This window comes from Sphingomonas sp. 3-13AW, from assembly GCF_049311085.1.
In the GTDB taxonomy this organism is placed as follows: domain Bacteria; phylum Pseudomonadota; class Alphaproteobacteria; order Sphingomonadales; family Sphingomonadaceae; genus Sphingomonas.
On record NZ_JASNVZ010000001.1, the window covers coordinates 171,778 to 192,555 of the forward strand.

Annotated in this window: 21 protein-coding genes; 1 reads left to right on the forward strand and 20 read right to left on the reverse strand. The window is 60.2% G+C overall.

Features of this window, described 5'->3' with window-relative positions; genetic code table 11:
- Positions 1 to 98: 98 nt before the first annotated feature.
- From QP045_RS00970 to QP045_RS01055, 18 genes are all read right to left on the reverse strand, one after another.
- Entirely contained in the window at positions 99 to 749 is a 651-nt protein-coding gene (locus QP045_RS00970) for a TadE/TadG family type IV pilus assembly protein (protein WP_422513081.1), read from the reverse strand.
- On the reverse strand, positions 749 to 1,414 hold the full coding sequence (locus QP045_RS00975; protein WP_422513082.1) for a TadE/TadG family type IV pilus assembly protein: 666 nt from the start codon (positions 1,412 to 1,414) through the stop codon (positions 749 to 751). The genes QP045_RS00970 and QP045_RS00975 overlap by 1 nt, the downstream gene beginning before the upstream one ends.
- Positions 1,411 to 2,988, reverse strand: a complete 1,578-nt coding sequence (locus tag QP045_RS00980) for a pilus assembly protein TadG-related protein (RefSeq protein ID WP_422513083.1) — start codon at positions 2,986 to 2,988, stop codon at positions 1,411 to 1,413. The genes QP045_RS00975 and QP045_RS00980 overlap by 4 nt, the downstream gene beginning before the upstream one ends.
- Before the next feature lie 97 nt (positions 2,989 to 3,085).
- On the reverse strand, positions 3,086 to 4,144 hold the full coding sequence (locus QP045_RS00985; RefSeq protein ID WP_422513084.1) for a DUF4236 domain-containing protein: 1,059 nt from the start codon (positions 4,142 to 4,144) through the stop codon (positions 3,086 to 3,088).
- 215 nt (positions 4,145 to 4,359) lie between these two features.
- Positions 4,360 to 5,484: a S1C family serine protease gene (locus QP045_RS00990; protein WP_422513085.1), complete on the reverse strand. Its 1,125-nt coding sequence runs from the start codon at positions 5,482 to 5,484 to the stop codon at positions 4,360 to 4,362.
- Positions 5,485 to 5,521: 37 nt separating this feature from the next.
- A complete protein-coding gene (locus QP045_RS00995; RefSeq protein ID WP_422513086.1) occupies positions 5,522 to 6,070 on the reverse strand; it encodes a hypothetical protein in 549 nt (182 codons plus the stop codon).
- A gap of 36 nt (positions 6,071 to 6,106) precedes the next feature.
- The gene (locus QP045_RS01000; protein WP_422513087.1) at positions 6,107 to 7,129 is read right to left on the reverse strand and encodes an ATP-grasp domain-containing protein; all 1,023 of its coding nucleotides are present in this window, start codon (positions 7,127 to 7,129) and stop codon (positions 6,107 to 6,109) included.
- Positions 7,126 to 7,422: a hypothetical protein gene (locus QP045_RS01005; protein ID WP_422513088.1), complete on the reverse strand. Its 297-nt coding sequence runs from the start codon at positions 7,420 to 7,422 to the stop codon at positions 7,126 to 7,128. Before QP045_RS01005 ends, QP045_RS01000 begins: the two co-directional genes overlap by 4 nt.
- Positions 7,419 to 8,711, reverse strand: a complete 1,293-nt coding sequence (locus QP045_RS01010; RefSeq protein WP_422513089.1) for a VWA domain-containing protein — start codon at positions 8,709 to 8,711, stop codon at positions 7,419 to 7,421. Before QP045_RS01010 ends, QP045_RS01005 begins: the two co-directional genes overlap by 4 nt.
- 157 nt (positions 8,712 to 8,868) lie before the next feature.
- On the reverse strand, positions 8,869 to 9,312 hold the full coding sequence (locus QP045_RS01015; RefSeq protein ID WP_422513090.1) for a hypothetical protein: 444 nt from the start codon (positions 9,310 to 9,312) through the stop codon (positions 8,869 to 8,871).
- A 231-nt stretch (positions 9,313 to 9,543) separates the two neighbouring features.
- Entirely contained in the window at positions 9,544 to 10,128 is a 585-nt protein-coding gene (locus QP045_RS01020) for a TerD family protein (RefSeq protein ID WP_422513091.1), read from the reverse strand.
- Between the two features lie 105 nt (positions 10,129 to 10,233).
- Positions 10,234 to 10,854, reverse strand: coding sequence for a TerD family protein (locus tag QP045_RS01025; protein ID WP_422513092.1), 621 nt, complete (start codon positions 10,852 to 10,854; stop codon positions 10,234 to 10,236).
- Positions 10,855 to 10,929: 75 nt separating this feature from the next.
- Positions 10,930 to 12,027: a DUF475 domain-containing protein gene (locus QP045_RS01030; protein ID WP_422513516.1), complete on the reverse strand. Its 1,098-nt coding sequence runs from the start codon at positions 12,025 to 12,027 to the stop codon at positions 10,930 to 10,932.
- Positions 12,028 to 12,108: 81 nt separating this feature from the next.
- On the reverse strand, positions 12,109 to 13,248 hold the full coding sequence (locus QP045_RS01035) for a TerD family protein (protein ID WP_422513093.1): 1,140 nt from the start codon (positions 13,246 to 13,248) through the stop codon (positions 12,109 to 12,111).
- Positions 13,249 to 13,258: 10 nt separating this feature from the next.
- The gene (locus tag QP045_RS01040; protein WP_422513094.1) at positions 13,259 to 13,627 is read right to left on the reverse strand and encodes a hypothetical protein; all 369 of its coding nucleotides are present in this window, start codon (positions 13,625 to 13,627) and stop codon (positions 13,259 to 13,261) included.
- A 113-nt stretch (positions 13,628 to 13,740) separates the two neighbouring features.
- A complete protein-coding gene (locus tag QP045_RS01045) occupies positions 13,741 to 14,331 on the reverse strand; it encodes a TerD family protein (RefSeq protein WP_422513095.1) in 591 nt (196 codons plus the stop codon).
- Positions 14,332 to 14,717: 386 nt separating this feature from the next.
- Positions 14,718 to 16,274, reverse strand: a complete 1,557-nt coding sequence (locus tag QP045_RS01050) for a UvrD-helicase domain-containing protein (RefSeq protein WP_422513096.1) — start codon at positions 16,272 to 16,274, stop codon at positions 14,718 to 14,720.
- 200 nt (positions 16,275 to 16,474) lie between these two features.
- Positions 16,475 to 16,870 (reverse strand): hypothetical protein, encoded by a 396-nt coding sequence (locus QP045_RS01055; RefSeq protein ID WP_422513097.1) that lies wholly within the window; start codon positions 16,868 to 16,870, stop codon positions 16,475 to 16,477.
- Between the two features lie 310 nt (positions 16,871 to 17,180).
- On the opposite strand from QP045_RS01055, the gene QP045_RS01060 reads away from it, so the two are divergent.
- On the forward strand, positions 17,181 to 18,251 hold the full coding sequence (locus QP045_RS01060; protein WP_422513098.1) for a hypothetical protein: 1,071 nt from the start codon (positions 17,181 to 17,183) through the stop codon (positions 18,249 to 18,251).
- Here the strand turns inward: QP045_RS01060 and QP045_RS01065 are convergent.
- Both QP045_RS01065 and QP045_RS01070 read right to left on the reverse strand, forming a co-directional pair.
- The gene (locus QP045_RS01065; protein WP_422513099.1) at positions 18,248 to 18,634 is read right to left on the reverse strand and encodes a nucleoside-diphosphate kinase; all 387 of its coding nucleotides are present in this window, start codon (positions 18,632 to 18,634) and stop codon (positions 18,248 to 18,250) included. The two genes, QP045_RS01060 and QP045_RS01065, sit on opposite strands and share 4 nt — an antisense overlap.
- Positions 18,635 to 18,745: 111 nt before the next feature.
- The gene (locus QP045_RS01070; RefSeq protein ID WP_422513100.1) at positions 18,746 to 20,764 is read right to left on the reverse strand and encodes a response regulator; all 2,019 of its coding nucleotides are present in this window, start codon (positions 20,762 to 20,764) and stop codon (positions 18,746 to 18,748) included.
- Between the last annotated feature and the right edge of the window lie 14 nt (positions 20,765 to 20,778).

Here is a 20,778-nt window from a genome sequence, read left to right on the forward strand (position 1 = left end):
AGGGCGGCCGAGAACCTAGTTGGTTCCAGCGAGCATAGAGGCCGAGCTGTACTGGAGATGCGGCGACGGACGGTTTGCACTGTCAGGCGTGGACCCGCTTAGCAGGTCTTGATCTTGCCCGAGCTAACGCCGCCATCATTCTTAATCGAGAAGGTGTTTCGATCTCGAACCACGTGCGCAGAGACCGCCCTCAGATCGTTACCTTCGGTTATGACCGAGAACGCATTACCTATCAAAGGCTGGTATCTCGTCTGCACTTCCACGACCATGATATTGACACCGTCAGCAGCTTTCAGTCCTGGCGCCGGCCCCACTTGGCGAAGCGAGGTGTCGGTACGCCCCTTGCCCTGCGCTCCGTAAGCGGATCTGATGGTGCGATCCTCACCCTCGCATCTTTGCCACTCGATCCACTGGCCATTCTTCGCAGCGTTCAGGCGAACAGAGGACAGGATCACCCTTCCTTTGCTGAGGATCGGGGTCCCCTCGGCTGCCAGTCTGGCGCCGGTCATGACTTGGCTGATGTCTGCTTCGTCGATCTGGTTTGTCCCCCGGGCGGCGTTCGCCGCGACCTCGCTCGCGATCCCCGCCACTTTCTGTTGGGTGATCGCCATGTTGGCGACTTCCAGGCCACCAAGGATGGCAACCAGAAATACCGGAAGGCCGATAGCAAACTCGATCAGGGATACGCCCCGGGTCTTCGTGCCTAGGTCACAGAGCAACCCTGCCACTCGGTCTGAGGCGGACTCCATCACAGGTCCTTACACGTTACCGGATTGCCCATCGCCGCGGAGATGCAACACTGCTTCGGTGCCTGGTCTTTCCCACCGCCGAAGGGCTCGTTCTGCATTGCAGATTGTCCCCTCAGGATGATCTCGGATGATCCCGTGAGGGTCTTGGTGAGAAGCGGGAAGAGGACAGGATATGTCAACGTGACCTTGTAGTTCACAATGTCATTCGGCCCGCCAAGACCACTTCGGCCCGGATCTACGTCCCAGCGCTGGTTCGCGTTGACGTCCGTCCAGCAATAGGGTGGGTTGGTGCTGGAGGTGTTCTTCTCTTCGGGGACCCGTACCTGGTCGAAGCTGTCGTAGTATGACTTCTCGACATCAACGCGTGCCTGGGTCGTTACCCGCAGTTCCGATCTGACCATCTCGTCGATTTTGGCCCCGTCAGCTCCGTTGGCATCATCCCCAGTGGTTGCCATGCGAGCTGCCTGCTGGAGCGTGCCGCTGAGGCGCGCTTTGCTGAACATCATGAAGCCGAACTCGATACCCGCCATGATGAGCAGGAAGAGCGGGAGAGCCAGAAGGGCGAACTCGACGGCTGCCAGGCCGCGGCGATCGCGCCGCAGCCGACACAGGAAGACAGATGGCATGGCTTTCCCTTTTGTGGAGAGCTGCAGCTGGTTCCTCATTTCGCTATCCGAAGAGAGCCGATGCTTTTTCCGATGGTCGCGAAGCGAGAGATGAGATCGTTGGAGTTGGCCGCAGTCGACGACTGGTCGGCGCTACTCGCGCATCGATCAAGCGACGCGACGCGACCGGTGCCGAACGCGATCGTCCACACGGAGATGGATTTCGCCTTGGCCGCGTTACAGGCCATGAGGAAGCGTTTGGTGTGGCGCTGGTTATTATCGTTGTCGCTAGTCGCGCCAACGCGGCGATCATAAGCCTCGATCCCATAGGACGAATAAGCGGCGGTGTGGTCGTAATTGGATGAACTGCAGTTGCTGTAATAGCATAGGTCACGAGGAGCGGACATCGCACCATCCGTCATGTAGACGATGTAGCGCTGAACGCCGATCTGGTTGAATGTATCGGGGTTGGTTGCCCCCCATATTCCCTCGTTCGAAATCAGGCGAGTTCCCCAGATCATGCCGATGTCGTGATAGGTAGACCCTCGTGCGACAAGCCTGGAGAGGAGAGTGTCGAGGTCCGAGGCTCTCATCTCAGTAAGTTCGGTTGCAGGGGCGGGGCAGTACGAGTTCACGCCGTTGCCGCCGACGTTCGCGCCGGCATATGGGTCGTAAATATAAGGTGGGTACTTCGTGTCGTCGCTCGTGCCCGGAATGAGATCGATATCGAGATCGAGCGCTGTGTTCGGCGCCGCGTCTCGAGTGTCGTTGGCAAGAATCCCGGGATCGGTCTTGCGCTCTTCGATGCAGCCTTCCCATCGGTTTCCGGAGCTGTCGCTGTTCCCGTTCAGGTTGCCGAGGGTGCCCCCCGCGACGTAGCTGCTCAGATTGTAGCGCTGCTGGCCGAAGCTCCAGGAGGTGGAGAACCAGCTTCGGGTGGCTTTCCAATGGTAATAGGGCACATTGGTCGTGCGGATGTAGTTCGGGTTCTTGGCGTAGAGCAGTTTGCCGACGTTCACGGTTGCAGCGTACGGGACGATCCCGAAGCGCATGCGCAGACCCTTCTTCTTGAGTGCCTCCTGGGCCGGCTGGAGCTGCTGATACAATGCTCGTACCGCCGACTTCAGCGCCTCGATCTTCCGTACGCCGTTGATGCTATCCTGCATGGAGCCGGTCGTGTCGAGCACCAGCATGATGTCGACGTTCTTGAAGGTCTGGACCGCAACGCCGCTCACCGAGATGTCGATTTTCTTGTACCCGAAAATGGCCATGACGGTGGTCGGTACAGAGGTGCGAGCCTGTACCCTGACCTCGCCCATATCGGGCTTCGTCGTGGTCGCGATAACCTTCGTGGATCCGTAGAGGCCTTCGGGGAAGTTGAAGGCGAGGTACGCGTCGACTTCGGGTTGTGCGGTCGCGATGTCGTCACCGGTCATGGCGCGTCGCCCAGCCAGCGCAGCAGCGTCGACGGCCTGCTGTAGCTTCGTGCGAGCCATATGGGCCCGGGCTATGTCTACACCGCTCCCGATCGCAGCCAACACAGGGAACAGGCCGGCGGCCATCAGGATCAAGGCGTTACCACGAGTGTCTTTAGCCAGGCGGAGCATTTGGCTACGCACGTCGAAGTTGTTCATCGGCTCTTCTCTCTCGGGCAACCCCTTGGTTACTCGGGGGTAAGTGGGAGCACCCTGCGAGTATGCAGGTTCATAATTCGTTTATGCCCCACGCTTCCTAGATGGCCGGGCAGGGCGCTACGGTCCGCAAGGAGCCACGACCTGTTCGCTCAAGCCTCATGCCAAAGCGTTGCAGCGCGTTTTCGGGATCAACGAGCGCAAGAGCCGAGAAATCGATTGCCGACCACCCCTCGCGGGGGATCGTGACGGCAACCACGTACTCGTCCTGGACCCTGCCGGTACCACCTGCCCTCTGGGTATAGCCTGAGATGCGAACCTCAGCGGCTGGAGAGCTCGCGAAAACCGTGCCGGCGAGCAGGAACACGACGGAGGCGACATGGGACGAATAGAGGTCCGCGACCCGCTTCGACGACAGGTCGACCAGCCGAATAGTCAGGGCCTTTCGGTTGATCGATGCCTCTTGGGACGGCATGTCCTCTATCTCAGGCAGATCGACATCGAGCGCGACGATCCGGCCATCCGGGCTGTGGTCATACGAGATTACGGTCTCACGTGGCCAAGTTAGCGCTGAGAGGGCTGCCTCCAGCCGCGACGGTTCGAAGCTAAAACCGGAAGAGCGCTCGTAATTCGCCTTGGCTGCTCGCCAGGACATCAGGGAGGCCATGTACCCTTCCTGGTCGGCAAAGTCGGATCGGACAGGCTTGGGGACCGCGTAGGTCGCGGGAGATTCACCGCTCGCCGGGGAGGGGGTGTCAAGGTGGAGGCTCGTCAGGACCGAGACCGCTCGCGCCAGAGCTTCAGCCTGTTCCTCTAGCATCCGCTCTGCCTCAACTCGGTTCTCGCGCACGGCAGCAGATCTCAGTTCGTCCGGAATGTCCCGCCCGTTGCCGTCGGTGAACTCGACACGTCCGTTGCGGACTTCGAGCATGAGCGTTGGCGGCAAGCTGGCTCCACTTCGACCCGGCGTACCCCCGCCATCTAGTCGCGTGCGGTAGCTCAGGCCGGAACCTGGAATGCCGACATTGCCGAAGACGCCCTTCCGGCCGATGCTTACGGAAGCGCCTCGTGGACCCACCGATAAAGAAGGCCCGCCGAGCCCAAGGTTGAGGCGAACACCGGGCATGATTGTCAATCGCTTACTGAAACGAAAACCCATTCAGCCCCTCCGTGGGTCGAGCAACATGGCTGCGTATCCGGCAGACCGCAGAATGGATGCTGGTGTCTCGGCGGGATGCATTTCCTGCAGCGAGGCTACAATCATAGGGGCGGTGGTCGTTGGATCAGCGGCGCGACAGAGGCGTACCGCATCAACGACGATTTCGACAAGGGCGTCGGGAACGTCAGATGCATGGATGGATCGGCTCTGCATCGTCAACTCCTATAGCAATCGACAGACACCACGGATTGCCGCGCGAGGCGAGCTAGAACTGCCCGGGTGAGTGGCTGTGGCTTTGCGTACTCCGGAGCCACGCAGCCCGCTGCTATGAGCATCTCACGAACCAGCGAGGCTTTGACGGCGAAGTTCACGTTCTCGCTGGCCGCTCCACGGTCCGCGAAAATGTTATGCCTCAGGGCCGACGACACCACGCCCACTAGTCTTCCAGACATGTCGAGCAAGGCTCCGCCGCTCGAGCCGCTGGCGATCGGGGCGGTGAACTGAACACGAGTGACGTCACCGCCGCCTCGCAAACCCGAGACGTCTCCATACGTCAGCTTTAGGTCGTCACCGAGAACCTGCGCCAGGGGAAAACCGGCCGCGAGGATCTCCTCTCCGAGATGACTCTCTGCCGGGTCTCGATGGGCGACAGCGGTGAGGCCGGCAAGATCGTGACGCACGAGGGCGATGTCGTGCTGGGGATCAGTCATGACGACGTGAGCGTCCGATCGTCTCCCCTCATGAGCGACAACCAGCCGCTCCACGCCTTCGATCACGTGATGATTGGTAACGATCAGGCCACGGCCAACGCAGACGCCGCTGCCTTGACCTTCCAGCGAACCGCAGCTCGGGCCGTGCGGAGACGGCTGGCCCTGTGGAGGTCGAGCGACTGGCTCAGCCTCTGACCGGCTGATCCGTGCGAAGGCGTTCCTATTCAGGTTGAAGGTGCGCGCATAGGCATCGACGCCGAATGCGTAACCATCGCCGCCGATGCGAGCGAGGCGTCGCCCTTGGCGGATATAGAGGACCATGAGGATGACAGCTGCATGGCTGCGGTCGGAGCGCTGGATCGCGAATGTGCGGCCTGCGATCGAGATCGTCCAGAGATTTGGCCCAGTCTCCTGTGGAGGTTCGTCGGCGCGGTAGACAACCACATCGAGCTCGTCCTCGATATCAGCTAGATCGGCTGACCACGTACTCCCTGATCGACGGAGGGGGGTGACAGCACCTGTTTTCCGATTGACGAGTGCAGCCGCTTGTCCTTCGCTCGCCGGCGCCTCGAGGACAAGCGTCGTCGGCCACGTCGACAGTTCGACGCGGCTTCCAGACTTCTCGATCATGTTGGTGTTCCTCGTTGGTCGCGGGGAGCGCAGACGATCAGATCGGAAGCGCCACCGCCATTGTCGCCACTCGCCGGCTCGAGGGAACCTGGCCGAGCAGGTGCGCGATCCCCATCATTGTCCCGCGCGCCCGATCTGCTGCATCGCCTTTGGCCGTCCGGATGATTTCCCAGGCTGAGCTGCCGTTGGCCGGGCGGCGTTCGCAAATCACCCGCCAGCTCTTCAGCTCGTAGGTAGGCCAAACCCGCGCTGTAAAGTTAAGCCGATTTGCCAGGTGTATATCGGTAGTCCCGCCCTTGCCGTAGACAGTAGAGCTCATGAATATGTCGTTGAGATTGCGAGCAATAACAACAGGTGGCACGCCTTGCCGCAGACGTGACTCATCAAACCCGATCCGTTCAAGAAATTCGTGATCGGTTTCTTCCCAGCCGGCTACGCCGTACGGATTTATTGCCGATGACCACAGCATGATAGCTGACGTGGGGGCAGTCCAACATGCCACACCAACTTCGATTGGGTAGCTATCGGAGGTGACGCTCGAAGGCGTCATCTCCATCGTCCATAACGGCCACGAGATCTCTTTCACGCTGTCATCCTCAAGCGGGCGGTGTCACCCCCGGGATCACTGCTTAGAAGCAGTGTGCCCGCGGATGATAGCCTCCGTATAGAAGTTTACGACGTGATCAAACGCGTCTTCTACCGGATCGATGCTCTGCCCCATCGCGCAACGTACCCAGTCCGCCGCGAGATCAACCCCGACGGGTATCCCATAGGAAAGGCCGCCGGCCATTCGTGGATTGATTTCCAGGATCTTCCACTCGCCGTTTGAGGTGGGCTTGAACTGAACGTTCACCACGCCGTTGAGGCGGTACCGGGAGGCGAGCCTGGCGGCGACCCGGACCAGTTCGTGGCCCCCGACGACCTTCTGGGTGCCCCCTTTGATTTTCACGCGAGTGACCGCTCGCAGGAGCCGGCCATCCCGCACGTGCGCATCGACTGAAGCCTCCGGGCCCGGGAGATGTTGCATGACGATCAGATCGACAGGCGAGCCTTTCCGCTCAGCCTGCGAGATCGCGGAGAGATAGGTAGCCAGGGGCATGCGCCGGCTCCCGATATTGTCCAGGCAGTCGAGCAGGTCGTCTTCTACGAGGTGCCAGTAGCCACGAGCGAAGATGCCATGTGCGGGCTTAACGCAAGCGTCGACGCCCAGCGCTCGAATGGTGTCTACCGCTTTTGCCACCGCCTCTGCGCCAGATGCGCGGATGGTCGGTGCTAGGACCGGATCTCCCTGGAGGTCTTCGGCCATGGCAGCCTTGTCGTCCAGAAGGCGGATTGTTGCTGGATCTCCCGGCAGCTCGAGGCGAATGCCGGCTGCGGCAAACCGTTCCGCCGCCTCCGCGATGGCAACCACTTCCTTTTGTGGAAAGAAGATATCTACACGCTTTTCGAGCGCCTTTTCGAGTGCCCAATCCGCGTAGTCGGCGCCGGCAAGGCCAGTGGGTTCACTCCACGTCTCACTGCCCGCCATCGCGGCGGGGGACATGGCTGCCTTGGCACTAACGAGCATTGTTACCCCGGGGACGCGCTCCTCCATGCCCCGCAGCGTCTGATACAGCGTATGCCCCTGATTGAACCAGATCCTCATGCTGTATGGTCGTCCTCAGATTTGCGATGAACGTTCAGGATGCGGCTGATCGCATCGATAAAGGCGATTGCGATGACCACCGCGAAGACGGCGAATACGACGGCTGGCGCGCGGCCCCACTCCGTTGCTACCATCTGTGAGAAGCGCAGGATCCCAAAAGCGTAGATTACGGCAAACGCGACCCCAAGAATGCCGACCTCCACGATTTCGTAGATACTCGGCCCCTTGTCGTCATGGCCTTGCGGAGCATCTTCCATCGTGGTTTCGTCCTGCGGCGAGAGCTGCTGGGTCATGGTAGGATCCCCGCAGACCGGGCGGCTCGCAGCCAGGCCGGGAATTCGGACAAGATGCGATCGTAAAGATCGTCGTCCGAGATCTTCGACAGGTCGTCGACGCTGAAAAAGCCGGCGTTGTCGATGACGCGGCCGTCGACCGTGTCGAGTTCGCGCAGCACGCCGTAATTCGCATTACCCACGCCAACGAACTGCCAGAAGATGCCCTTGGCCGAGGACTCGCGCAGGAGGTCCTTGATCACGCTCGACGTAGTCCGGTCGATCCCGCCATCCGTGACAAATATCACGAGACGAGGAATCCGCCGGTGTTCCGGCTCGCTCTCGAGAATTGCCCGCATCACAACAGGCTCGTTGTTGCCATAGCCGATCGATGCGCCACCGCTCTTGATAGCGCCTCCGAAGAAGCCCTTCTTACCGGTTTCGCTCGCGCCGATCCGGGCTCCTGGGCGGGGGAGCGTTCGCTCGACGAATCCTTCGAGATTGTGATCGGTGAGCGCCTCGACCTGTGCGCACGAGCTGGCATAAAACCAGGTATCCATGCTGCCGTCATCATCGAGCCGCAGCGCTACCGGCGCCGAACGCTCCACCGTTTCTTGGACCGTCCCATTGGCGTAGAGGGCAGCCATCGATCCGCTGCCGTCCATGACAAACGTCACTTCTGCCTTTTCGTGCTCGATCCCAAGCTTCTTGAGCGAGACGCCCACCTTTTGCTTGCGCAGGTCGACTTTGCCCAGCGTGACCGGCGCCTGAGGGGAGGAAGGCGCAACGTCCGTCCCGGAGGACGAGGGGCCGGCATCGTCCTCCACATCGCCGCCGAAGTGCTGGACGAGAGCTGCCAAGCCGCCGTTGAAGCCTTGGATGACGGCACCGATCCGCCAATCCGAGCCGTGGCGATAGAGGTCGAGCAGGACGACCGCTTTCTCGTCACCGAGCAGTGGCTTGGCATCGATCGTCATGGAGCCCGAGACATCCACGCTGAGGACGCTCGCCTGCCGCAGCATGAGATGGTCGTGGGTGGCAGTGATGGACACCCTGTGAATGTCGGAGGGTAGCCGATCAAGATTGACCGTGATCGTAGTCGAGTTGCTCCCCTTGGAGAACGTTAGAGCACCTTCAGGGCTCCGTTCGTTGCTGAACAGCACCACGTACCGATCGTCGCCGATCTTCCGGTCAGCGTTCAGCCCAAAGGCTGCGATATCGACATCCGCGGGAGAGTGACTGACGGAGAGGCGTATCTCCCGGCTAGTCGTCACGTCAGCGACGGGCCGCTTTTCGCCCGGCTTCATCATGTGCATGCGATACTTTCCGAATTGAGGATGGTTCTTTCAGCGGCGCAGATCGGTGCTGCTCAACGGGTGGCTTCGCGAAAGCCTTCGGGGTGCGAGCGAGAGATCTCCGATCGCTCCATCTGCCCGGGCGCTTCGTCAAACCAGAGCCGGCTCCAGGTCACTCAAGTTCGGGCGGACAGAAGGCCCTCAGGACCTTGTCGACCGGAGAACCGGGGATGATATCGCTGGCCTTGGCCGGAGAGGGCGGTGTGTATCGGTTACCCAACTCACCTGACCGGGCGATCTGCTGGGAGACCTCCAGAGACCAGGTTTTCGTCGTGCAATCCATTCGCCACAGCTGCTTGCTCGCGCCGCTCTCGTAAATGGGGTTTTCGCTCGTATCGATCGTCACCCAGACAAGCCTGTTCTCCGGCGTCCAGGCGTCGATATCTGAGACCTTGATCTTCCAGACCGTGCCTCCGGAATTGCGCGCGACCTCGAATGGGGCGTTCCGCAACTCGCGCAGGACCTCTTCAGTTTCGGCGCGTATTACCTCGATACGCCGCGTCTCAGCTGGATCCGCTGGCGCTGCAGCCTGCCATGCAGCGACGAGCGCTATCATCGTAAACAATTCGGGGAACCTTATTCAACGAGTGAACCGACACCGCCCTGACTAGCGTAAATCAAAAAAACCAAAGGGGTACCGGTGGACGCGTGTGATGGTAACGAAGCTCAGCCACGCCTTGGTGAGAGAGGAGGCCCGAGTGCCTTAGTCTAGCAATCAGACCCCCTCAACACATCATCCCGGCGATTTTTCTGCCGGCTTATTGGCAACGATTCCGAGGATGGAAGGTCAGGCGACGTTCACGCCATAATCGGTGGCCATGCGGGCAAGTCCACCAGAAAAACCCTGTCCGATTGCCTTGACTTTCCACTCGCCGGCATCGCTGCCGCGGTAGATCTCGACGAAGATCATCGCCGTCTCGCCAGCCGAATCCTCGGAAAGGTCGAACCGCGCCAGTTCCTCGTTCGACTTGTCGTTGAGGCAGCGAGCATAGGCGCCATCGACCATGCCGAAATTCTGCTTGCGCGTTTCCCACTCGTCGATCGTGACGGTGATCACCAGCTTCGTGATGTCTGCCGGAACCTTCGCCAGGTCGATGGTGATCGTCTCGTCGTCGCCGTCGCCCTCGCCCGTGCGGTTATCGCCGCCATAGACTACCGAGCCATCGGCCGACTTCGCGTTGCCGTAGAAGATGAAGTCCGCCTCGCTGCGCACCTTGCCGCTCGCGTTGAGCATGAACAACGAGGCGTCCAGGTCGAACTTGGAACCGTCCGTCCGCCGCGGATTCCAGCCGAGGCCGACCTTGAGCGAGGTGAGGCCGGGATCAGTCTTGGTCAGGGAGACATTGCCGCCCTTTTTCAGTGATACTGCCATGTTATTATTCCTAGGTACGTGGGGGTGGAATATTCTGCGCGCCGCCGATGATTACCGGGGCGCAGGTAAGGCCGTCTGCCCTGTGGCGACGGCCTTACTAACGGATCAGCCGTTGTCGTCGGCGTTGATTCCGTACATGTGGCATACCTTGTAGAGGCCGCCGGCGAATCCCTGCGACACGGCGCGGAACTTCCACTCGCCGTTGTGGCGATAGACCTCACCGATCACGATCGCAGTTTCGGTTGCCGCGTCTTCCGACAGGTCATAACGCACGATTTCGCGGCCGGTTTTGCGGTTGATGATGCGTGCGAACGCGTTCGAAACCATGCCGAAGTTGAGGCCCAGTTCGCGCGCCTTGGCGATCGTGATCACCACCGCGAGCTTCTGGATGTCGGCTGGAATGCTGTTCAGCGTGACGTCGATTGTCTCGTCGTCACCGTCGCCTGCGCCGGTGCGGTTGTCGCCCTTGTGAATAACCGCGTCGTTGAGGATGCGAAGGTTGCCGTAGAAGCAGAAGTCCGAAATGTCGTCAGTCAAGCCGTTTGGCGACTTGCTGGCAGCGCGGACCTTGTCGCCGAGGGCGAGTGCGAACAGCGAAGCGTCCAGATCGAATTCGCCGCCATCGGTCGCACGAACGTCCCAGCCGAGGCCAATCGAGATCTCGTTCAGGCCCGGCTCTTCCTTGCTCAGGCTGACGTTACCACCCTTCGAGAGCGAAATACCCATGATTACTCCTTAGTTTTCTTGTGGACGGGATCGTGCCGGCCGCCCCTCCCGTCGCAGGGGCGGCCGTATCTTGTGTTAGCGAGTATGGACGCCCGCGATGACTTCGCCGGTTGGCAGGATTGCTTCTGCCGCACCGTCCTCTTCATACTCTTCCGGGTAGAGTCGCTTGTGGCGGATGGAAGCCCACAGCGCCAACCCGATGCACGCGGCGCCGATCAGGCCGGTGACAATTTCAGGCGTGTGGACACGGATGCTGATGAGCATGATGATCGCGAGCGCGATGATCGCATAGAATGCACCAGGCTCGAGGTATCGGTACTCGTCAAGATGACCGCCACGCACCAGCGCGATTGTCATCGAGCGAACGAACATCGCGCCGATGCCAAGGCCGAGAGCGATGATCACGATATCGTTGGTGATCGCGAATGCTCCGATTACGCCGTCGAACGAGAACGATGCATCGAGCACTTCCAGGTACATGAACGACGCTGCGCCCGAGCGAACGACGACGCCCGTTTCATCTTCCTTGTTGAAGAAGTCACCGAACCACTTCACGGCGAAGTAGATCACGATTCCAGCGACGCCCGCCGTTAGAAAGGTCGTCTGCTCGGCCGGGTCGATCGTGAAAGACAAAGCGGCGACGATGAGGGTGGTGAGGATGTAGGGCGCATACGGAACGCGCGCCAAAGCTGCCATCGGCTTTTCAAGAACCGGTAGCCACATGTGCTCGCGTGTGTCGTCGAAGAAGAAGGTCAGGCCGACGAGCAGAAGAAACGCGCCGCCGAACCCTGAGATTCCGATGTGAGCGCCGGTTACGATCTGCTCATAAAGCTGATGGTCGAACAGGGCGATGCGTCCCGCTTCGATCGGTGAAACCCAGGCCGACACCGAGACGATGGCGAGGGGGAAGACGATCCGCATGCCGAACACCGCGATCAGGATGCCCCAGGTGAGGAAACGCTGCTGCCACTTCGGATCCATGTCCCTCAGGACGGCCGCGTTCACCATGGCGTTGTCGAGACTGAGGGAGGTTTCCATCATGCCGAGCACCGCGGCGATGAAGACCATCTGGAGCGCCGCGATCGCGAGGCCGGTCTCCACGTAACCGGTGACGCCGGCGAGTACCAGCGCCACCGCCGTAAAGGCGATAGAGCCATAAAAATTCTTAAACATGTTCATTTCCCTTGGAGAGAGAAGTCCACGCCCTAGCCTTATTTTTCCCTCAGCTAGTGACGACTATCGGTAGCTTAATCGTCAGTCCTTACGCGCCGCCTGCCACCGCATTTTGAAGCCCTGGCTATTGGCGTAATCTTCCTGGTTGATGTGATAGCTCACGAGGCTCGTGATCTTCATCTGACCGTTGATGTTCTCGATCAGAGCTACGCCGCACAGGCGTTTCCGGTTGTCACCACCAGTGAGACGTACTTCAATCTCAGGCTGATCTGGCATCTTGATGGTGATGACGCCATCGGTGGCGTTCCAGTTGGGTGCGCCATCGTAGATCAAGCCGAATACAGCAAGCCGACGGATGCGCTGGAACTGCGAGCCGTTAATCCGGATTGTCTCGCCTGCTGCGATGGCTCCGGTACGATCGTCGCCCGAAAGCTCGATAAACGGTTCCTGGTGATAATTGCCAAAGGATCGGCCGAGCGCTTGGACGACGCCACATCGGCCGTCCTCGAGCTCAAACAGACACCCGAGGTCGAGGTCGACGGCCTTCGCAAACAGCCCTTTCGGCTGGCTCCAGTTCAAATTCATGAACATTTCGCCGAAGCTGCTGCCCTTCTTGGCCAGGCTCACGCTCTCGTTCTTCTTCAGGCTGACCCTTTTTGGGGGCGGCGGAGGCGGAGGCGGCGGGGTGCTAGGATATGGCGCCGGCGCTGCTGCGGGTTCCCCGTCAACCTCGCCTCCGAAGTGGCGGATCATCTCGGCGAGACCGCCGTTGAAGCCTTGGGCAACCGCCCCCAGGCGCCATTCGCCCTTGTGGCGATAGATCTCCACCAGCTTGACGGCCTTCTCGTCCTTGAGGAAGCGACCGACGTTGAAGCTGGCATCACCGATAGAAACCACGAGCGGCAGTGCCTGGGAGACCGGGCACGTGTCGTGAGTTGCGGTCACCACCATTCGTTCGATGTTCGAAGGGAGGCGTCCCAACTCTACGTCGAAACGGGTGCTGCCTTGCGCGGGGCTGCTCATCCTGATTTCAGCCCCGGGCGTTTTCGGCTGGCTGAATAAGACGGAATAGCGATCATCCGAAATCCGCTGGTTGCCGTCGAGCGAAAAGATCGCGATGTCCAGATCGGCAGCGCCGTGGTCAACGATGATGCTGAAATTCTGCCCGACGCCGATTGCAGAGAGGGGCTTCTTCTCCCCCATGGTCATCTGAATGCTCAAAAGTATCTCCTCAGGCTGCAAGGGCCAGGGGTTTCCGCCCCGTCTCGGTCGGAACCGTATCCATCCCATTCAGCGCTTCGCCGATCGCCTTCAGGGTCGACGCATACTTGGGAGTGAAACGGGCGCCGAACCGCATCAGAAAGACGCGCACCTCTTGCGGGTACGACGCACGGACGGCGTACTGAGAGCTACTGAAAAGGCCCGTGTTCTCCCACGCCAGCTTGCGCAATGCGCGATAAGGGAACTCGTAACAGCGGATGCCGTCGAGCTCATCAGCGAGGCGCATGGTCCAATACGCCAGCGCATGTGCCTCAGGGCCGGCAATCCAGCCGACATAGACCATCGCATCGTGAAGATGCATGGCGCGTTCTTTTCTCATTTGCCCCGCCTTTGAATCGATTTCGAGACACCAAGCAGCGTCGTTGATCTTAGCTTCAGCCCCTTGCGAACAGAACCGCAGGGCGCCCGAACGGGCGCCCTGCGGTCGCCGCCTCAGAGATGTCCTTGCATCTGCGGAAGCAGGTCTTCGAATACGCGGGACCGGCCAGGCTCGCCGATTGCCTGGACTTCCCAGCTGCCCGACTTGCGCGACAGTGATGCCATGATCAGGCCAGTGTGGCTGCCGCCGCCCGAGATCTCGTAGCGTGCGATCTCGCGACCAGTCTTCGCGTCGACTGCACGAGCATATGCGTTGTCGATCGAATCGAACGTATCCCCGCGGAAGCTCGACACGACGAAGATGATGGTCTGGACATCGCTGGGCAGGCGGCTGAGATCAACCGTGATCACCTCGTCGTCGCCGTCGCCTGCGCCGGTAAGGTTGTCGCCGCTGTGCACGATGCTCCCGTCCTTGCTCCGCAACTGGCGGAACCAGACCTGATCGATCCGCGAGCCGTTAGCCCCGAAAAGCACCGCCGATGCATCGAGATCGATGCCACCGCCGCCACCGCCGCCGAAAAGGGCAGACATCAGGCCGCCCTTCTTCCGCTCGTCCCAGCCCAGTCCGAACTGAACGCTCTTCAAGCCCGCATCGACGTCCTTGCTCAGCGAAACGCGTTCGCCCTTCTTGAGAGAAACTCCCATAAAAATTCTTCCTTTTCCCTAGTTGAGCAGTCAATGCCCTAGCCCCCTTATTTAGGGGTATTTCGGGCATCGATGCATCCTTAAGCAACTCCAAAATTCAGGCTGCTGCGGATTCTTGCCCTCCTCCTGTGCGGAGGGGGGTTGTGAAGGCGTCGTCTCTGCGACAGCGTCGCGTTAGTCAGTCCGGTTGTCCAACCGGTCTGAGGACGCGTCGGGACGATCCATCCGCTGCCGCGTTTCCTCGACGGTCGCATCGATGTCGCTGGCGCCGAATGGCGGGTTTTCATACAGAGGGGGCGGACCGTCGGCGGTTCCGTTGCCTTCCCCGCCCATGCCGCAGGCGGTGAGGGCAGCGCAGGCTACGACGATAAAAAGGAAACCCTTTCTCATTCGACTGACTCCAGTGGGGCGCGGGCCGTATTCCCATCGCCAATATGCGGATGAAACGCGTCGAACAGCCGGTCTGCCAGCAGCAGACGTTTCTTCGCCCTCGTCACACCTACGTAGAGAAGGTGACACTCCTGATCGAAGGTAATCTGGTCCGTCTTACCTTCTAGCATTTTCTCCTTGAGATCACGCGGCGTTTCGAAGTCGTCAAGCATGACAACGACGTCAGCTTCGAGCCCCTTTGCCTTATGAGCGGTGGAGAGAATGATATATGCGTCTTCTGCCTTTTCCCGTGCGAGAACCTTCAGCCTGTCGATTAGAGCCGGGATCTCGTTGCCGTGTTCGGAGATCAAGCTGGAGAGCCGCTTCGCGTCAGGGTCGCCATCCTCAGCTTCGCTGGAGAATTCCTGCCAACTCGAAAATTGACGCACAAACTGGTCGGTTACCTTGTACATTTCCGCCCGTGAAAGATGATAGGCAGAGAGTAGCTGTGAAGCGAGCGGACCGAAGCCGCCGGCGACGTGGAAGGGCTTGTCGTGGATGTTGATCAGACCCTCGAAGAGGCGAGCATTCGTGCGAGCTAGAATGAAGCACTTCGGCGGCGCTGACCCGGAGTAGCGCTCTACGACGGTTTCGTGTTCAGGGCGGCCGACGATTGGTCGTTCGGGCGGCTCCGAGACATAGGTCAGGATGTGGTTGGCAACGTCCGCGACGTTGGATCCGAACCGCCAGCTCTGAGACAAGGGAAGACGCGGCGCATCGAACATGCGCATGGCCGACACGGCCCCGCGGAAAGCGTAAATGCTCTGGAACGGGTCGCCGACGATGATTGCGGGGAGGCCGCTTTTCTTGACGAGGCTGATTAGGACCGGGTTCAGGTCCTGCGCCTCATCGATCAGGAGATAGTCGTACTCCTTCGAAATCCCTCCGAACATCTCCAGGTGCTTTAGATAAATGTCGTGAGTGAACGGCAGATCGGAGGTCTGAAAGTTGATGAACCGCTCGACCACCGAAGAGAGGATAGGCATAACGGAATCCAGTGAGCGATCTGTCAGACCCTGAAGCCCACAATGGTACGGCTGGAGCTCTGCTCCCTGGTCGATCATGAAGCTCGTCAGGGCCTCGAGGAGTGCCTTCATCATGCGCTCCTCGGAGACATATAAGTTCCCCAGAGAAATACCTGCCTCACGGATATGCTGGCGTCGAATCTTGTTCACCAGGCGACCGTTGTAGCGGCTCACCCCAAGCGCCTGCGACGCGTACGAATGGGCCGTTCGAGCGGTGACATTCGTCCCGCGGAACCGCACCTTCGCCTCGCTCGCGATCGAACTGTTGAAACAGAGGTAGAGCCCTTTGGACTTCCACTTTTTCGCATATTCAACCAAGGTGCTGGTCTTGCCGGTTCCAGCGAATGCCTCCACGATGAGCGTGCCGCTGGGATCGTGTGTGACGATCCTGCTTTGCTCATCGGTCAAAGCGTTCCTGACGTTCACGGGGGTCGCTTCCGGCCTGTGGTCAGATCGGCCGATCGCCCTTGCATGGTTGCCGCCGCTCATCAGCAGCTCCTTTCGATGTTCGTTCCGGTGATCGCCCGCGAAAGAGCAAAGGCTCTCTCTGCAATTGCCATCCGGCTACAGGGGAACTCAGTGGGTCCGGCGCATGGAGCCCGTGGGATTTCGTGGCGTGACGCCTCTTTGGTGCAACGCACCCAGCGGCGCCGGGTATGCCGGAGGATCTTGTTTTCCGCTCCCATCCATCAATGCGCGTGGCTGAACGACACAAAGGTAGGATAATGCTGAGGAAGGATCTGGATCGCACCCTCCATCAGCAGAATGCAGGCAACGGCGACGATCCTGACCGTAATCCAGTGGACGCGCCCTTCGCTTAGCGGAGCTCGTAGGTTCGATCGGTGCATTTCCCGGTTCATAACGCCCGACGCCGCCCAAACAGCCAGTGCCGTGAACCCGACCGGGATAGCAGCGATTGATAAGCCGAAGAGGAAAGGGTCCGAGGGAGCCCCGATGCTCTGCGCCAGGCCCCCGAGGCGGCCAAGCTTCCAGAGGAACGCGCAGGCGAGCGAATAGGAGACCGCGCATAGCGCTGCAATGACGGCAAATGTCTTCAGGCGCCAGGCCCCGGTAAGGAAAACCACGTCACATCCCTTTCTGGAGAGGATGGGTTATAGGATGAAATTTCGGTGCGCGGAACCATGCCCGGATAATCGGTCACATTCTTGTGTCTCCTGCGCGGGTCCGTCCACCCTTCGCAGGCGCGAGTTGCTGTCGGTTGGCGAAAGAACACCGTGTGCGGATAGGGGCTGCATCCCTGATCAAGCGGCCGCGGCGTACCGCTCCGCCTCTCCATCTTCTCCTTACACCGCAAATAAGGACGCGGGTCCGGGTTAGGGGGTTTTCAGGATAGTGCGGGAGCTGTAGGTCGGCGCCTTCAGCGAGGGGGATTGAGTGATTGACCGCAACTGCGACGCGACCATCCTTTCAGGGGTCGCCGATCGCCGCCTCGCTGACAGGGTGCTCGAGTATGCACGCAGCACGCGGACAAGGCTCAATATCGAACCAGCCGATTTTGATCTGGGCTCGATGCTACATCACGACCTTCCATTCCTGGCTGCCGCCCTTGGGGCGCCGATGCAGGACGTTGAGATGCACCGGAATCCGCATATCACACGCTGCTACACAACTGACAGGAGCATCGCTGAGGCTTCTCGCCGGGTAATGCGATGCACCGTGTTCGCGCCTGGGATGCCGGACAATTACCTGCTCACCGATCCAACACGGGGCAATGTTGCCGCGCTGCTTGTAGATCGCGCGGCGAAGTGCGGAGGGGTTGCCCGCATCGATATGGATGGCCCGCGGGATGCTTTGGCCGGACACCTTGCCGCTGCGGGAGCCAGGCTTGGAAAGCCTGTGAGCCCGGAATGGTCAGCCGGGTGGCCGGACGCCCAGAGTGATCGACATGCAGATATCCGCGCGTACTCAGCTCGCGCCTTCGCCTTAGACGACAGGCAATTAGCAGCGGAACTCCTCGATCACTGTCGTGACGCAAGAGCCAGGCTTGGCATCGAGGACGGTCCGTCCTCTGTGGCCACAACCTTGTGGCAGACTGTGCCCAGCATGACGTCGTTATTCGGAGCAAAGCTGGAGAGCGGTGAGGCAGTGCGGTTCAGCCGTTCGGTCCGTGACATGGATGATCAGGAAGCATTCGGCTACGCTTCCAACCTGGTCTGGAACGCCTTGGAACAGAGCTTTCCAAATGAAAAAGCAGCTAGCGTGGGGGAGCGATCCCTTTTCTCCAGCCTCGGTACCGGCAACACGCTGGTGCTACTGCTCGACCGGACAGCACAGGCGCTTGATGCTGATCGTGGGGGATCGGACGATCCTGTTGGGCGCGCTGTGGCGAAGTTGAGCGAGACGCGTGCCCAAGCTTCTGATTTGCCCTGGCAGCCCGAAGCCCGCGCCGGCCGTTTGGAGAGTGTGGCAGCAATGGCTCATATAAGCAGCTGCCGCGCATTTTAGCCGAAGAAGCGCGAGATCTCAGCGGCCGCGGCTTCGGGAGAATCCGAGCCGTGAACACTGTTTTCCCGGTACCCGACAGCATATCGAGCTCGGAGCGTTCCGGCGGGCGCCTGGCTATGGTCCGTCGGCCCCATCAGCTCCCGAAATCGTCGGGGCGCATCGCCTTGCGGGTGTGTAAGAAGCAACATCACGACCTCTCCTGAAATCGTGTAGTCAACGAGCCCTCGGAAATGATCGCGATCTGCGTGCTCTCGATACAGCCACTCGGCTTCGTCTCGCGACAAAGAGCGCTGGATCCGCCGTTCGACGACGAAGCCGGCGACCTCGATATCGGTGACCATATCATCCTGCACGCCTCGCGCTGTTGCGTCTGGCTTGATCATGCCGAAGGTTCTGAGATTCATAAGGTCGTCCTCAATTTTCAGAAATGGGTGCACGGCTTCGGCGACGGTAGGGAGGGGCGGGGGGACGAAGGGCGACCGAAGCACGCGTGGCTATCCAATAAGCCTGCCTAATGCCTCCGAAATCTGAGCGGGGCGGAACGGCTTCGTAACCAGCAAGGTCCGACCGCCAAAGCCTTCCGTGATAGTCGCGTTCTCGGAATAGCCGGTCATGAACAGGATGGGGATGCCTGGCCGTTCGGACCGGGCCACCGTGGCGACCTGCCGCCCGTTCAGGACAGGCAGGCCAATATCGGTGACGAGGACGTCGATGGCTCGTCCCGAAGAAAGGATAGCAACCCCTTGACCGCCATCTTCAGCTTCGATCACGTGACATCCCATCTCGTCGAGAAGTTCGACCACAATTGCTCGAACTGCGGGCTCATCTTCGACTAGCAGGACCGTGGCCCCGCGAATGGCGCGGACAGAGTCCACCGGGGTTTCATCGATCATCGGCGAGATCGCTGTAGCCGGCAGGTATACCGATACGGTGGTCCCTTCGGCTTCGGCTGAGTGGATGTCCATGAAGCCGCCAGACTGGCGTGCAAAGCCGTAGACCATGGAGAGGCCGAGACCCGTCCCGTTCCCTATGCCCTTGGTCGTGAAGAATGGCTCCACCGCGTGGGACACTACTTCCGGCGTCATCCCGCAACCGTTGTCCGACACCGCGATCTTGATGAAGATTCCGGGATCGACGTCATGTCCAGGAGGAAGCTCGTCCAGTGCCACCTGGCCCGTAGCGATAAGGAGACGTCCCCCGGTGGGCATTGCCTCGCGGCTGTTGACGATCAGGTTCATCAAAGCGCTTTCGAGCTGCGATGAATCGCAAAGCACCCTGAGCGAAGTGCCGCTGGTAGATGTCTCCACCGCCACGTCCGGCCCCATTGCCCGGGAGATCATTTCCTCCATGCCGAGAACCAGGGCTTCAACATCGGCGAGGCGAGGGTCGACGGGTTGCCGTCGAGAGAAGGCAAGCAGCCGATGTGTAAGCGATGCTGCACGATTTGCTGATGTCGCTGCCATATCGAGATACCGCGGCACCGCCTCCAGGCGGCCGTCCGCGATCTTCCGGCCTATGAGGTCGATAGCACCCACAATTCCTGTCAGGATGTTGTTGAAGTCGTGAGCAATGCCGCCCGTCAGTTTGCCCACAGCTTCCATTTTCTGTGACTGACGCATAGCCGCTTCGGCTACTTCCAGCCTATGACGTTCGGCAAAGCGCTCAGTCACATCCAGGGAGAACTGCACCGCGGCCTTGGCTTCGCCCACCTCGTTGAGGAGAGGCGTGTACCTCGTCTCGTAGTGGTATTCGCGCCCCCGAGAGGAAACCTGCCAATTGTGGATGAAGTCCTCTCCCGCGAGAGCGCGGGCCCAACAGGCCTCTGCCTCCCTTAGCACTTCGGGCTGGGTTGAGAGCGCGTCCTTCAACGACTGACCTGGAAAGGGGATCATGCCGCTATGGCGGGCGAACCAATCCTCGAAGGCGGGATTGAACGAAAGATAGCGCAGGTTGGGGGCGATGATGCAAACCCCATACTGTGACCCCTTGAACACCTCGGCCCAGATGCTACGCTCTCCGAGGGCCTCTTCCAGGCGGCGATCAAAGAGCTTCTGCAGACGATCGGCCTTGAACTCTGCGACCTGGCGGGAAGTCACATTTTGGAAGGAGCTCTCGCGCAGCGCGTGACAGCCCAAGGCCAGCCCCGCCTGGGTCGCCAGGATCTGGATAGAGTCGTCGAGATCAGGACTCAGATCCTGACATGACAGCATTAAGGTCGCCCGGTGGGCGCCTAAGGAGTCGAGGATCGCGACTGCCGTACTGCCGGAATATGGGGTGACGGAACCATCAAGGATGGCACATTGCGCGCCTACGATCTCGGACGCGAACCTCTCCACGACCTGCAGGACATCGGCGTCAGATTCGGCCGCAGACAGCAAGCGTGACGCTTCAGCGATCCGCCGAACGAGATTGACATCAGGATTACAACCTCCTGCTGCATCTCTCTCCGCACGTTTCAAAATCTTGTCCTGCCGGGGGTGGGACGTCCTGGCGATGATGGGGTCGTCGGTCATCATACTGATTATAG